The 13,858-nt window shown below is 60.3% G+C and carries 11 protein-coding genes; 5 read left to right on the top strand and 6 right to left on the bottom strand.

What is annotated here, in order from left to right; translation table 11 throughout:
• Positions 1 to 14 precede the first annotated feature (14 nt).
• On the bottom strand, positions 15 to 386 hold the full coding sequence (locus tag QN219_RS03915; protein ID WP_283998277.1) for a response regulator: 372 nt from the start codon (positions 384 to 386) through the stop codon (positions 15 to 17).
• 234 nt (positions 387 to 620) lie between these two features.
• Here QN219_RS03915 and QN219_RS03910 point away from each other — a divergent pair, with 234 nt between their 5' ends.
• Both QN219_RS03910 and QN219_RS03905 read left to right on the top strand, forming a co-directional pair.
• On the top strand, positions 621 to 893 hold the full coding sequence (locus QN219_RS03910) for a DUF3572 domain-containing protein (RefSeq protein ID WP_173512556.1): 273 nt from the start codon (positions 621 to 623) through the stop codon (positions 891 to 893).
• Positions 890 to 1,549 carry a hypothetical protein gene (locus QN219_RS03905; protein WP_283998276.1) on the top strand — a complete coding sequence of 220 codons (660 nt, stop codon included), beginning with the start codon at positions 890 to 892 and terminating at the stop codon, positions 1,547 to 1,549. Before QN219_RS03910 ends, QN219_RS03905 begins: the two co-directional genes overlap by 4 nt.
• Positions 1,550 to 1,647: 98 nt before the next feature.
• On the opposite strand, the gene QN219_RS03900 is transcribed toward QN219_RS03905, so the two are convergent.
• Complete coding sequence (locus QN219_RS03900) at positions 1,648 to 2,235, bottom strand: GNAT family N-acetyltransferase (RefSeq protein WP_283998074.1); 588 nt, start codon at positions 2,233 to 2,235, stop codon at positions 1,648 to 1,650.
• A 75-nt stretch (positions 2,236 to 2,310) separates the two neighbouring features.
• Here QN219_RS03900 and QN219_RS03895 point away from each other — a divergent pair, with 75 nt between their 5' ends.
• Both QN219_RS03895 and QN219_RS03890 read left to right on the top strand, forming a co-directional pair.
• On the top strand, positions 2,311 to 3,603 hold the full coding sequence (locus QN219_RS03895; RefSeq protein WP_283998072.1) for a DNA polymerase IV: 1,293 nt from the start codon (positions 2,311 to 2,313) through the stop codon (positions 3,601 to 3,603).
• Positions 3,604 to 3,698: 95 nt separating this feature from the next.
• On the top strand, positions 3,699 to 4,925 hold the full coding sequence (locus QN219_RS03890) for a L,D-transpeptidase family protein (RefSeq protein WP_283998275.1): 1,227 nt from the start codon (positions 3,699 to 3,701) through the stop codon (positions 4,923 to 4,925).
• A 77-nt stretch (positions 4,926 to 5,002) separates the two neighbouring features.
• On the opposite strand, the gene dnaE is transcribed toward QN219_RS03890, so the two are convergent.
• Complete coding sequence (gene dnaE / locus QN219_RS03885; RefSeq protein WP_283998070.1) at positions 5,003 to 8,497, bottom strand: DNA polymerase III subunit alpha; 3,495 nt, start codon at positions 8,495 to 8,497, stop codon at positions 5,003 to 5,005.
• Between the two features lie 668 nt (positions 8,498 to 9,165).
• Between dnaE and QN219_RS03880 the strand changes: the two genes are divergently transcribed.
• On the top strand, positions 9,166 to 9,633 hold the full coding sequence (locus QN219_RS03880) for a DUF5680 domain-containing protein (RefSeq protein ID WP_283998068.1): 468 nt from the start codon (positions 9,166 to 9,168) through the stop codon (positions 9,631 to 9,633).
• Positions 9,634 to 9,699: 66 nt separating this feature from the next.
• Here QN219_RS03880 and QN219_RS03875 read toward each other — a convergent pair whose 3' ends face one another.
• Genes QN219_RS03875 through proS form a run of 3 tightly spaced genes read right to left on the bottom strand, consistent with a single transcriptional unit; the run spans position 9,700 to position 13,059 of the window.
• Positions 9,700 to 10,386: an ABC transporter ATP-binding protein gene (locus QN219_RS03875; protein WP_283998066.1), complete on the bottom strand. Its 687-nt coding sequence runs from the start codon at positions 10,384 to 10,386 to the stop codon at positions 9,700 to 9,702.
• A gap of 17 nt (positions 10,387 to 10,403) precedes the next feature.
• Positions 10,404 to 11,714 (bottom strand): lipoprotein-releasing ABC transporter permease subunit, encoded by a 1,311-nt coding sequence (locus QN219_RS03870; protein WP_283998065.1) that lies wholly within the window; start codon positions 11,712 to 11,714, stop codon positions 10,404 to 10,406.
• 16 nt (positions 11,715 to 11,730) lie between these two features.
• Positions 11,731 to 13,059, bottom strand: coding sequence for a proline--tRNA ligase (gene proS / locus QN219_RS03865; protein WP_283998063.1), 1,329 nt, complete (start codon positions 13,057 to 13,059; stop codon positions 11,731 to 11,733).
• Between the last annotated feature and the right edge of the window lie 799 nt (positions 13,060 to 13,858).

The following is a 13,858-nucleotide window of genomic DNA, read 5'->3' as shown; positions in this document are numbered from 1 at the left end:
ATCTTCCCCGACGCTCAGCAATCGCCCAAATAGGTCTTGATCGTTTCGATGAATTTCGGAACCGAAATCGGCTTGGAGACATAGGCTTCGCAACCGCCCTGACGAATACGTTCCTCATCGCCCTTCATGGCGAAGGCGGTCACCGCGATGACCGGAATGACATGGAGTTCATCGTCTTCCTTGAGCCATTTCGTAACCTCGAGGCCGGAAACCTCGGGCAACTGGATGTCCATCAGGATCAGATCGGGCCGGTGCTTGCGCGCAAGCTCGAGCGCCTCCATGCCGTTGCGCGTCTGGATCGTCTGATAGCCAGAAGCCTCAATCAGGTCGCGGAAGAGCTTCATGTTCAGCTCGTTGTCCTCAACAATCATCACCTGTTTGGGCATGTCGATACCTTGCTGTCCGCCGCCGCCTTGCAAGTCCATGAGATCACGTTGTGATCGATCCTAATAAGTGCGAGCGGGATGCGAGCGGAAAACCGCAAACACTTTTCCTCATCCCGCTCTAGACATATAAGTTGCACAATCAACGACTCGGCCCATTTCCTCAGTCGCCAGGCTAGCGCTATTTGGTTGAAAAATAGGTAATTCCGGGCGCAAGATGACGAGAGGTTCGACACCATGAAGAGTGCTGACGAAACGGCTATCGCCATCCTCGCCTGGCTCGCTGACGAACCGGAACTTCTGTCGCGTTTCCTCGCCCTGACCGGAACCGATCCCGGCTCGCTGCGCGCGGCAATCGGCGAGCCGGGTTTCATGGGCGGTTTGGTTGCTTTCCTGATGGACCACGAACCGACCCTGATGGCTTTTTGCGCAGCAACGCAAACAACCCCGGAAGACGTCGTGCGGGCGCACCAGCTTCTCTCCGGTGCGTCGGATTTCGAGGATAGCTGAGCGTGGCCACCGACCGACGCGATGACGTCGTTCTCGGGCACAGGCCTCTGATCGTCAGCGATGTCGATGAAGTCGTCCTGGAATTTCTGACGCCCTTCAAGCTCTTCCTCGAAAGTCGTCGGCACAGGCTGCTGCCTCGTTCCTTCCGCCTGGCAGGCAACATAGTCGACCTGCAAAACGGTGAGGCGGCAAGCGAAGCCGCTGTGAAGGCGCTGCTTGATGCCTTCTACGCCGCGCAGGAGCAGTGGCAGACACCGGCCGCGCTGGTGGTCAAGACGCTCGCGGAGCTCTCCGCCGAGGCGGACATCGTGTTTCTGACCGCTATGCCACCGCGCCACGCCGCCGTGCGGCGTGCGCTGCTCGACGCCCTCGATCTCTCCTATCCGCTGCTCGCCTCCGAAGAGCCCAAAGGTCCGCTGGTCGAGCGACTGCACGGCGCCCGGGAGCTCCCCGTCGTCTTTATCGACGACATCCTGCGCAATCTCCACTCGGTAAGGGCTTACGCACCTTCCTGCCTCCTCATAAACCTGATGGCAAACGCCGAATTTCGCGCCCTCGCCCCGGTCCCGGATATAGGCATCCATACCGCTGCGGATTGGGCCGATGCAGCGCGCCTGATCCGCGCTCACTTCGGACGTTCGACGGCAAGCCGCTGAGTCAGCGCCGCGCCTTGAGCAGCCCTGTCGGCGCGCCGTCTTGCGGCGGAGGGCCACGCCCGCCGAATCCAATGCCCAGGTGATGCCCGCTGTTGCACTCATTGACTCAAATCCAGCCGCATCAGCGGTCTGCCGTCCTTGCGTCGCGCAACCGTCTCGAAACCGGCGAGGTCAAAGATCGCCGTGGAGCCGATGCAGAGGGTCGCCGATTTCGACTGCTTGGCGTGGTCGATCGGGCATGCGTCGAGAAAGCGGGCGCGCCCTGCCCTTGCGTAGTCGATCGCCGCAGCAAGCAGGCGATGGCTCAACCCGTTGCCGCGCAGGTGCGGCAGAAGAAACAGACAACTCAGCGCCCAAACCGTTCGGTCGTCGGCCTCGAAATCGTGAAGCGGTCGCGAGACCGTGCGTGGCGAATTGAACTGGGGGACGTCATGACGCGGACCGACCTGCACCCAGGCAACCGGCGCGCCCTCGCAATATCCGAGGATGCCGGGTGGCGGTCCGGCGGTAATCCGATCCTTGATGAAGCCCTTGCGCTCATCGGCCGACATGCGGGTGCGGATCGCGTGCGGCAGTCGGAGGGCAACGCACCAGCAGCCGCAGAAGGCGCCTTGCCGGCCGAAGAGCTGTTCGAAATCCTGCCAGCGCTCCGCCGTGACCGGTTGAAATTCCAGGGCGATATCCAAACTCCCCTCCGATCTCCGCCTTGAGACTCAGTAGCGTAGAGCGTAAAGTCGCCGCGTTCAACTTTTGTTCCGGATATGCCCGACAGCGCTGCATCGATTCCTGGCTTCTGCCGAGACTGCTTCAGGGAACAAACCGTCGTGGCGCGGCGGTGCCTTTCCTGCGGCAGCCCGCGACTTCTTCGCCATTCCGAACTCTACAAGCTGACCTTGGCGCATATCGACTGCGACGCATTCTATGCCTCGATTGAAAAGCGCGACGATCCGGAACTCGCCGACAAGCCGGTGATCATCGGAGGCGGTAAACGCGGCGTCGTCTCCACCGCGTGTTATATCGCCCGCATTCACGGGGTGCGCTCCGCCATGCCGATGTTCAAGGCGCTGGAAGCCTGCCCGGAGGCGGTCGTGATCAAGCCGAACATGGAGAAATATTCCCGCGTCGGGCGCGAAGTGCGGTCGCTGATGCTGGAATTGACGCCGCTTGTGCAGCCGCTTTCGATAGACGAAGCTTTTCTCGATCTCAGCGGCACCGAGCGGCTCCACCATGATCCTCCGGCCCGAACGCTCGCCCGGTTCGCCAAGCGGGTGGAGCAGGAAATCGGCATCACCGTCTCGGTCGGCCTGTCCTATTGCAAGTTCCTCGCCAAGGTCGCTTCCGACCTGCAGAAGCCGCGAGGTTTTTCCGTCATCGGACAGGCCGAGGCCGTCGACTTCCTCAAGGAGCGTCCCGTCACGCTGATCTGGGGAGTCGGCAAGGCCTTTGCCGCGACGCTCGAGCGGGATGGCATTCGCATGATCGGCCAGTTGCAGATGATGGAGGAGGCCGACCTGATGCGCCGCTACGGCACGATGGGCCAAAGGCTCTACCGCCTCTCGCGCGGTCAGGACGAGCGGATCGTGGAAACGGACGGGGAAGCGAAAAGCGTGTCGTCGGAAACCACATTCAACGACGACCTCTCGCGTCCGGAAGAACTGATCCCTCATCTGAGGAGGCTCAGCGAACAGGTGGCGCTGCGGCTGCGCAAGGCAGAGCTTGCCGGGCAAACCGTGGTGCTCAAGCTAAAGACCGCCGACTTCAAGACCCGCACGCGTAACCGGCGGCTCGACAGCCCGACGCGCCTGGCGGATCGTATCTTCCGCACCGGCCTTCAGCTTCTGGAAAAAGAAGCCGACGGCACCCGATACAGGCTGATCGGCATCGGCGTCAGCGACCTCTCCGATCCCGGTCTTGCCGATCCGCCGGATCTGGTGGACCCGGCGGCGACGAGACGCGCGGCTGCCGAAGATGCGATCAACAAGCTGCGTGACAAGTTCGGCAAAACAACCGTCGAGACGGGCTACACCTTCGGCCATCGGCGTCGCGATCAATAATGCTCTCGCGCGGGGACGGCCGCTGTGATCGAATTCCTTAAATATTGGCGGATACGCTCATTCGACAGTTCTCGCGTTGGAATGAGCGGATGGTTTTGCGTTTCACTCTCGGAGGCGGGTTTGCCCTCCTGCTGGCGTCGGCCTCGTCCGTGTTTGCATCCAGCGATGGACCGCTGCAGGTGATCGTCTCGACGCAGCAGCAATCGATCACCGTCTATGACGGCAATGCCGTCGTAGCCAAGTCAAAGGCATCGACCGGGAAGGCCGGTCACTCGACGCCCACGGGCATCTTCTCGATCATCGAGAAACGCCGTCACCACAAGTCCAACATCTATTCGAACGCGCCGATGCCGTTCATGCAGCGACTGACCTGGTCGGGAATTGCCCTGCATGGCTCCAGCCATGTACCGAAATACCCGGCCTCTCACGGTTGCGTGCGGTTGCCCAGCAAATTTGCGGCGAAACTGTTCAAGATGACCAAGCACGGAATGCACGTTCTGATATCGGATCGTCCGGTGATCCCCGCCGAGGTTTCGAACGCCACGCTTTTCCAGCCGAACCAAGCGCTTGAGGAAGAGCCGGCCCCGCTTCCCGACGTCCCTTTACGTCCGGCGCTTAGTGAGAAAGAGACCGACGCACTCGAAGTGGCAATGATAAAGACGGCTTCCGTGCCTGCCGCCTCCGGCCAATCCCAACGACCGATTCGCATTCTGATCACCCGACGCAGCACCCGTGACGTCGTTCGCGAGTTGCAGACGCTGCTGAGCAGCCTCGGTTTTGATGCCGGCGTCCCGGATGGCTGGGCCGGGTCCGCCACGTTTGACGCGGTCAGCGCTTTCCAGTCGGCTCAAGGTCTTCAAGCTGACGGCAAAATAACGCCGGAACTGATTGATGCGGTGTTCCGCAAGGCCGGTCGCGAGAAACCGTCGAACGGCATCTTGCTCGTGCGTCAACAGTTCCAGCCGCTCTTCTCGGCCGACATCCACATCGAGCAGCCGGAGGTCGCCTTGGGAACGCACTTCCTGCAGTTCCAGGATCTCGATGCGGCAAGCGGCAGCGGCAAATGGTTTGGCGTTTCCCTTGAAAATCATCTTCCCGCGTCGATGAAAAAACGACTCGGCATTTCCATCGACGCCGATCCGCTTGCTTCCAACACGCTTCAAGGAACGCTGGATCGGCTCACGGTACCCCCTGATGTGCGTACACGGATCGCAGGTCTTCTCGTCAACGGATCGTCCTTGTCGATATCCGACGCGGAGAGCGGCCAGGAAACTGGCGAGGGAACGGACTTCATCACCATCACGCGCTCTGCCCCGCGCTGACGACTGTCCGCCTCTAAGCCTCTGGGAATTATGCAATTCCAACCGGACAACAGCCACACACGTTCCTGGAAACACTTTTAGACGAGTTCGACATCGACGACCCCTGGGGCCGAGCGAAGGGCAGCCGCGATCTCCGGCGAAATCCGGTATTTCTCGTTGAGTTCGACCTCGATCTCCCGCTGGCCGTTTTCCTTGATGACGACGAAGGAAACGAGACCGTCGCCCTTCGTGTTGAGATGGGAGGCGATGGAGCGCAGCGGGCCGGCGTCGCGCACAAAGACGCGCAGCGCCTTCTGCATCTGCAGCGACTCCTCTTCGAGAGAGCGCAAAGTCTGGATGCGAAGGCCGATTCCTTCCGGTCGCTCCTCGGCGGCGACCGTCATGACCAGCGATTTGCCCGGCTCCAGGAGATCGCGGTATTGGTTCAACATCTCCGAGAAGAGAACGGCCTCGAACTGACCCGATGCATCGGAGAAAGCGACGATCCCCATCTTGTTGCCGGTACGCGTCTTGCGCTCCTGCTTCGAGGTCACCGTTCCGGCCAGCCGGCCGGCGGTCGCCCCCTGCTTCACCGCCGCCGCGAAATCCGCAAATGTCTGGACGCGCATCTTCGCCAGCAGCTTGTTGTAGGTATCGAGCGGATGGGCAGAAAGATAGAAGCCGAGGACCTGGAACTCCCGGTGCAGCTTCTCGGAGGCAAGCCAGGGCGTGTAGGCTGGCAGCGCGATCCGTTCCGGTCCGGTCGCTGCCCCGGCGCCGAACATATCGCTCTGGCCGCTCACTTTGTTTTCCTGCGCGCGCTGGGCGAAGCCCAGGATCCGGTCAAGCCCGCCAATAAGTTCGGCCCGGTCGTAGCCGAAGCAATCAAATGCGCCAGCAGCAATCAGGCTTTCGAAGACGCGCCTGTTCAGAAGTTTAGGATCGATCCGGAGGCAGAAATCCTCGAGGCTCGCAAATGGGCGGTCGCCGCGAACGGCAACGATATGCTCGACGGCCGAGTCGCCGACGCCTTTGATGGCGGCAAGCGAATAATAAATGCGGTTGTCGCCGGTCTCGAAATGGCGGAAGGACGTTTGCACCGACGGAGCGATCACCTCAATGCCAAGGCGCATGGCGTCTTGGCGAAAATCGTTGATCTTTTCCGTGTTCGACATATCGAGCGTCATCGATGCCGCGAGGAACTCGACCGGATGATGCGCCTTCATATAGGCGGTCTGGTAGGAGACGATGGCGTAAGCGGCCGCATGCGACTTGTTGAAGCCGTAGTTGGCGAACTTTGCGAGCAGGTCGAAGATCAGGTCCGCCTGCGGCTTCGACACGTCGTTCTTGACGGCGCCTTCGACGAAGCGGGCGCGCTGCTTGTCCATCTCCTCCTTGATCTTCTTACCCATGGCGCGGCGCAACAGATCGGCCTCGCCGAGCGAATAGCCCGACAGAACCTGGGCGATCTGCATCACCTGCTCCTGGTAGACGATGACGCCCTGCGTCTCCTTTAGCAGATAGTCGATCTTCGGATGGATCGACTCGATCTCTTCCTCACCATGTTTGCGGGCGTTATAGACCGGGATGTTTTCCATCGGGCCGGGACGGTAGAGCGCGACAAGCGCGATGATGTCCTCGATGCAGTCCGGCCGCATGCCGATCAGCGCCTTGCGCATGCCGGCGCTTTCCACCTGGAACACGCCGACCGTCTCGCCGCGGGAAAGCATCTCGTAAGTCTTCGTGTCGTCCAGCGGAATGCTCGCAAGATCGATGTCAACGCCGCGCTTGGCGACGAAATCGACCGCGGTCTTCAGTACCGTCAGCGTTTTCAGGCCGAGGAAGTCGAACTTGACCAGACCGGCCTGCTCCACCCATTTCATGTTGAACTGGGTGACCGGCATATCCGAGCGCGGATCGCGGTACATCGGCACCAGCTTCGAGAGGGGCCGGTCGCCGATGACGATGCCGGCGGCGTGCGTCGAGGCATGGCGGTAGAGGCCCTCGATCTTCTGGGCGATATCGAGAAGGCGAGCCACGACCGGCTCCTTTTCCGCCTCCTCCTGCAACCGCGGCTCCTCCTCGATCGCTTTCGAAAGCGGAGTCGGATTGGCCGGGTTGTTCGGCACGAGCTTGCAGATCTTGTCGACCTGGCCATAGGGCATTTCGAGCACGCGGCCGACGTCGCGCAAAGCCGCACGCGCCTGCAGCGATCCGAAGGTGATAATCTGCGCCACCTGCTCGCGGCCGTATTTGCCCTGGACGTAACGGATGACCTCTTCACGCCGGTCCTGGCAGAAGTCGATATCAAAGTCGGGCATCGACACGCGCTCAGGGTTGAGGAAGCGTTCGAACAGCAGCGAGAAACGCATCGGATCGACGTCGGTGATCGTGAGCGCATAGGCAACGAGCGACCCGGCACCCGAGCCGCGGCCCGGTCCGACGGGAATGCCATGCTGTTTGGCCCACTTGATGAAGTCCGAAACGATAAGGAAGTAGCCCGGAAACTTCATCCGCTCGATGACGCCGAGTTCGAACGCCAACCGCTCGCGGTAATCCTCTTCCTTGTAGCCCGGCGCCATACCGAGCTTCGCCAGACGGTCCTCAAGCCCCTCCTCCGCCTGCCGGCGAAGCTCCGCCGCCTCCGCGCGCTCGGCCTCCTCCGGATCATCCGAAGCGCCGGTGAATCGCGGCAGGATCGGCCCGCGGGTCTTCAGCATGAAGGAGCAGCGCCGGGCGATTTCGATCGTGTTCTGCAACGCTTCGGGGAGATCGGCGAAGAGCGCGGCCATTTCCTTGCGGCTCTTCAGATAATGATCCGGCGTCAGCCGGAAACGGCTGTCATCCGAAACCATCGCGTTGTGCGCGACCGCCATCAGTGCGTCGTGCGCGTCATAGTCAGCCGGCGAGGGAAAGAACGCCTCGTTGGTCGCCACCAGCGGCACATCGAACCGATAGGCGAGTTCAACCAGGCGGCTCTCATGGCGCCGGTCATAGTTGCCGTGCCGCTGCAGTTCCAGGTAGAGCCGGTCGCCGAAGAGCTCGATCAACGCCTTCAGACGCGTCTCCGCCAGAGCCGACGAACCCGCCTTCAGCGCCATGTCAATCGGGCCGCTGGCCGCGCCCGTCAGCGCGATCAGACCATCGGTCCCGCCCTCAGCCAGCCATGACCGTGTAATTCGCGCGGCCTGGCTGCCCTCGCCATCCAGATAAGCGCGGCTGACGAGGTCGACGAGCCGGACATAGCCGTCATCGGTTGCGGCAATCAGCACGAGCGACGGCAGCTTCGCAAGCTGGTGATGGTGGCCGCGCCGCTCCCCTTCTGCCTCGTCCTCCATGTCGATCGACAATTGACAGCCGATGATCGGCTGCAAGCCGTCATCCGCTGCCTTCTGTGAAAATTCGAGGGCCGCGAAGAGATTGTTGGTGTCGGAAATGCCTATGGCCGGTTGCTCATCCGCGACAGCCTTGCCGATGATTTTCTTCAACGGCAGCGCACCCTCCAACAGCGAAAAGGCCGAATGCACCCGCAAGTGAACAAACTGCGGATCCGTCGCAGTTGCCCGCTGCCCAACGCTTTCGTCATTCGCCATCGTCGTACTCCGATTCGCGCTACCGCCTGTTTGCTCAATCGTAGCCGATTCAGGGACAAAAACATGCAGTAATTCAAAGTGCTGCAGCGTCCTTTTACGCGTCTGGCAGACGCGCAGCGCTCTAGGTAGGAGCAGAGGATATCCCGTTTCCGGCCCCTCATGTCCAGCGCAACGACCGGAACCGCCGTCTTTTTCAACACTGCATCCGAGGAAGCGCAGACCCGGCGCGGTTCTATCCTGCGAGACCACACCGAAGCAGGAGGGTTACAACCCGAGCGCAATCACGGAAATGCTGGCGATGAAGAGGCTCATCGAGGCGAAGGCGGCGAGATCACGAACGAAATCAGTCATAACATGGCTCCTTTTCCGCTATTGTTTTTCTTTTGTTCCTTTTTTGTTCCATAGTCAAGCAAGGCTGCATAAAAGATCCCGCTATTCAGCTTTCATGGTTAATGCGCCAGCGTAGCCAGCGTGGCGCCGCGACTATGCCGCTGCGGATTCGGCCAAGGGAGGCAAACCAAGCGCATCAAGGACTCACGGCTTCCCTCAAGGGTCGACTCCGAGACAGGCAACTCGTAGCTACGCGATTCAGAACACATGTTCCTGTTTTGTTCTTTACATGCCGGCAATGTTCCGGCATCCTCTGTGGCCGAATTGGGAGCACGCTCATGTTCAGCATACAGGAACTCACCGACTTCATCGTCGAGGCGAAATCGAAGACCTATGTCGGCAACGGTGCCGAGCTTCCCGCCTGCAGACCCGGCTCTCGCGATATCGGACATCAGCGCGGCGCGTGGAGCTATCTCGACAGCTATTTTGGCGGAACGGATTTTGCCGGCCAGGAGGCGGTCTGGCATGATGGCAATCCGCGCTGGGCCATGAATTACTTCGGCCGCATCGTTCGTCCGGACCTGATCGATGCTGAACGAGCCGGCGCGGTTATCAAGGCCGCGCTGCAGACGATGTATCGCGAGAAGCGCCATTTCCTCGGCGGCATGGAGTATCAGCACGCCTATGGTTGCTATGTCGATAGCAGCCGCGGCGCGACAGATCACTTTTCCGGCCGCGAAGTGATTTTCGTCGATGGCGAAGAAGCCTATGAGCTTGAATATCGCGGCGGGCTCATCGTTCCCTGACGCGACAACGCTACGCGTCTCCTCGGACACGCAAAAGTCGCCGTAACGCATTGAATTGCCGTATGGCTACTTCAGTTCGACGACCTTGCCATCCTCGATCGTTACGCGGCGATCCATCAGCGAGGCGAGTTCGTGGTTATGCGTCGCGATCAGTGCGGCGAGCCCCGACTGTCGTGCCAAGGCCTCCAGCGCCTCGAACACATAGCCTGCGGTCTCGGGATCGAGATTGCCGGTCGGCTCATCGGCCAGGAGAACGAGCGGCGCATTGGCCATGGCGCGGGCGATCGCGACACGCTGCTGCTCGCCGCCGGAAAGTTCGGTCGGCCGATGACTGGCCCGGTGCCCGATGCGCATGTAATCGAGCAACGCCGTCGCTCTCTCCGCCGCTTCCGCCTTGGAAAGACCGGCGATCAGTTGCGGCATCATGATGTTTTCCAGCGCCGAAAATTCAGGCAGAAGGTGATGGAACTGGTAGACGAAGCCGATCTCCTTGCGGCGGATCGCTGTGCGCCGGTCATCGCTGAGCCCGTTACAGGCCAACCCGCTCACGACGACTTCACCCGCATCCGGGTGCTCAAGCAGGCCGGCTATATGCAGGAGCGTCGATTTTCCGGTTCCGGAGGGTGCCACGAGCGCGACCGTCTCGCCAGCCCGCAGCGTGAGATCGACGCCCTTGAGAATCGGGAGGTAGGTGTCGCCCTCGCCATAGTGCCGCTCGATGCCGGAGAGCTGCAGTGCCACACGCGCATTCATTTGCGTTATTGTCCTTGTTATTCGTATCGCAGGGCCTGCACCGGATCGAGGCGCGAGGCGCGCCAGGCTGGAAAGATCGTGGCAAGGAAGGAAAGGGCAATCGCCATGATGACGACGGCGACGGTCTCGTCGGCATTCATATCCGCGGGAAGCTGGCTCAGGAAATAAAGTTCCGGATTGAAGAGCGTCGTTCCCGAAATCCAGGAGAAGAACTGACGGATCGACTCGATATTGAGACAGACAACGACGCCAAGGAGCACCCCGGCGATGGTGCCGGCGACGCCGATGGCAGCCCCGGTCATGAAGAAGATGCGCATCACCGACCCGGATGTCGCACCCATCGTTCTGAGAATCGCGATGTCGCTGCCCTTGTCCTTCACCAGCATGATGAGGCCGGAAATAATGTTCAGGGCCGCCACCAGCACGATCAGCGTCAGGATCATGAACATGACGTTCCGCTCGACCTCGAGCGCGGAGAAGAAGGTCTTGTTGCGGTCGCGCCAGTCGCTGATGAAGATTTGCCGGCCGGCCGCGTCTTCAAGGGGCTTGCGCAAGGCGTCCACGGCGTCCGGATGCTCGGCGAAAATCTCGATCGATTGGACGAGACCTTCCGCATTGAAATAAAGCTGCGCCTCCTCAAGCGGCATGAAGACGATCGTTGCGTCGTATTCCGACATTCCGATCTCGAAGATCGCCGAGACCGTATAGGCCTTGACGCGCGGATTCATGCCCATGGGCGTCACATCACCATTCGGCGAGGTCAGCGTGATCGTGCCACCGACACGGATGCCCAGTTGTTCGGCCATGCGCGAACCAATGGCGACGCCGCTGCCCGACGCAAAACCGACAAGATCGCCCGACTGAATGTGGTCCGAGATGGATTTCATCTTCGAGAGGTCGTCGGCACGGACACCTCGCACGAGGGCTCCTGTTGACGCGTCACCCAGCCCTTGGGCGAGAACCTGCCCTTCGACCATAGGGATCGCCATGGTGACGCCGGGGACCGCGGAAAACTTGGTGGCGAGATCGGCATAGTTGGTGAGCGGACCATCGAGCGGCTGAACGATGATATGGCCGTTCATGCCGAGGATGCGCGAAATAAGCTCGGTGCGGAATCCGTTCATCACCGCCATGACGATGATCAGCGTCCCCACGCCCAGCATGATGCCGATGAAGGAAAAGCCGGCGATGACCGAGATAAAGGCTTCCTTCCGTCGCGAGCGCAGATAGCGCCAGGCCACCATGCGCTCGAACGCAGAAAAGGGACGACTGGAAGGCGCCCCAGACGGAGCGGCAGCCTGCACCTGGTCTTCCGTCGCCGCGGTCATCTCGCTTCCTTCGTCTCTATCTGGTCGCAACCAGCTTGTTGATCGCGGCTTCGATCGTCATCGTCTCGCGTTCGCCGGTCTTGCGGTCCTTGACCTCGATCTCGCCATTCGCGACCGAACGCGGGCCGACGATGATCTGAACCGGAACGCCAATGAGATCGGCGGTCGCGAATTTCGCGCCGGCGCGATCATCGGTATCGTCCAGAAGCACGTCGAATCGAGCCTTGCCGAGATCCGAGTAGAGCGTGCCGCAGGCTGCATCGCAAGCGGCATCACCCGCTTTCATGTTGATCACCACCACATCGAACGGGGCGACCGACTTCGGCCAGATGATGCCGTTTTCGTCGTGCGACGCTTCGATGATCGCCGGCACGAGACGCGTCGGACCGATGCCGTAGGAGCCCATATGCACGACGTGCTCCTTGCCGTCCGGCCCAAGCACCTTCGCGCCCATCGCTTCGGAGTATTTTGTACCGAAATAGAAGATGTGGCCAACCTCGATGCCGCGCGCGGAAAGACGCTCCCCCTCGGGGATCGCGTTGAAAGCCGGCTCGTCATGCATTTCCGACGTCGCCGCATAGCGCGATGTCCACTTTTCGAAGATCGTCTTCAGGCCGGCGACGTCATCGAAATTGGTATCCTCACCCGGAATATCGAAACCGAGGAAGTCCTTGTGGCAGAACACTTCGGACTCACCGGTGTCGGCGAGAATGATAAACTCGTGGCTGAGATTGCCGCCGATGGGGCCGGTATCGGCGCGCATCGGAATGGCGCGCAGGCCCATGCGGGCAAAAGTACGCAAATAGGCGGCGAACATCCTGTTATAGGCATGTTCCGCCCCTTCGCGGTTAAGATCGAAGGAATAGGCATCCTTCATCAGGAACTCGCGCGAACGCATCGTGCCGAAGCGCGGACGGATCTCGTCGCGGAACTTCAGCTGAATATGATAGAGGTTCAGCGGCAGGTCGCGGTAGGACCTCACATAGGAGCGGAACACGTCCGTGATCATCTCCTCGTTCGTCGGACCATAGAGCATCGGCCGGTCCTGCCGGTCCTTGATGCGCAGCATTTCCTTGCCATAGGCATCGTAGCGCCCGCTCTCCTGCCACAACTCTGCCGACTGCAGCGTCGGCATCAGCAGCTCGATCGCGCCGGAGCGATTCTGCTCTTCGCGAATGATCGCGTTGACCTTGTCGAGCACGCGCTTGCCGAGCGGCAACCAGGTGTAGATGCCGGCAGACTGCTGGCGGATCATGCCCGTCCGCAGCATCAGGCGGTGGGAAACGATTTCCGCTTCCTTCGGATTTTCCTTCAAGATGGGCATGAAATAGCGGGACAGGCGCATGACGGGTTCCAGAACTTGGTGGACTTCGCACTATCGGCGGATTCGGGCGAAATGACGTTGTGCTTCGGCCGCCGTTCACCTGCAAGCTGGGAGAAGCGGCTTTGCCTTACTGCGATCGTACTCTTGAATTTCTCCTCCGGCACCGCCGGTGTGGAAAGCATTCGAGCTCAGCGTTCATAACCGCTTCGCGAGCGGAAGAAAACCCTGCCGCGGCGGGAAGAAAGCCACATAACAGATGGGATTTGCCAGGAAATGCGCCGAGCTCGCCTGCGTCAAAAGAGCACGGTAGTAACAGGACAATGACGGCTCCTGTCAACGGGAAAATTTTGTCAGACTGTAGCAAAAATGCAAAAAAAGCAGATGACAGCGCCCAATGTTTGAGCTAATTTCGGCTCACAAAACAGGCAAGAAGACCAAATTCTTGCCGAAATTCGCGGTCAAGTCTTGGGAGGATAAGATCTTAGGCGCGCTCGTTCGCTGCCGCCGGAAACGGCTTAAAGATCACGCGAAACTTAAAAACAAGGCTTTACGCCTTGTTTTTTTTTGCTTTTTCACGATAACCCAGAACCGAAGCACTTTTTAAAAAATGTCAATTCTTCGGTTGTCAAGCCCGCGAATTCCCCGTCGGCACCGAGGGCTGGCAGGAATGCTACCCGCACCTCCTGCTGCAAGTTTCCTCGAATCCCACTGTATGTTAATCGATTAAGATAAAAACATGCAGCAATTCAAAGTGCTACACGCTCCTTTTGGCGCGTCTGATGAGACGCGCGGGCCTGTAGAGCCGTCACGAGATGTCGTG

The organism is Sinorhizobium sp. 8-89 (assembly GCF_030124325.1).
In the GTDB taxonomy this organism is placed as follows: Bacteria; Pseudomonadota; Alphaproteobacteria; order Rhizobiales; family Rhizobiaceae; genus Sinorhizobium.
The sequence above is the reverse complement of the archived record's forward strand: the minus strand, read 5'-3'. Positions and strand labels throughout refer to the sequence as shown.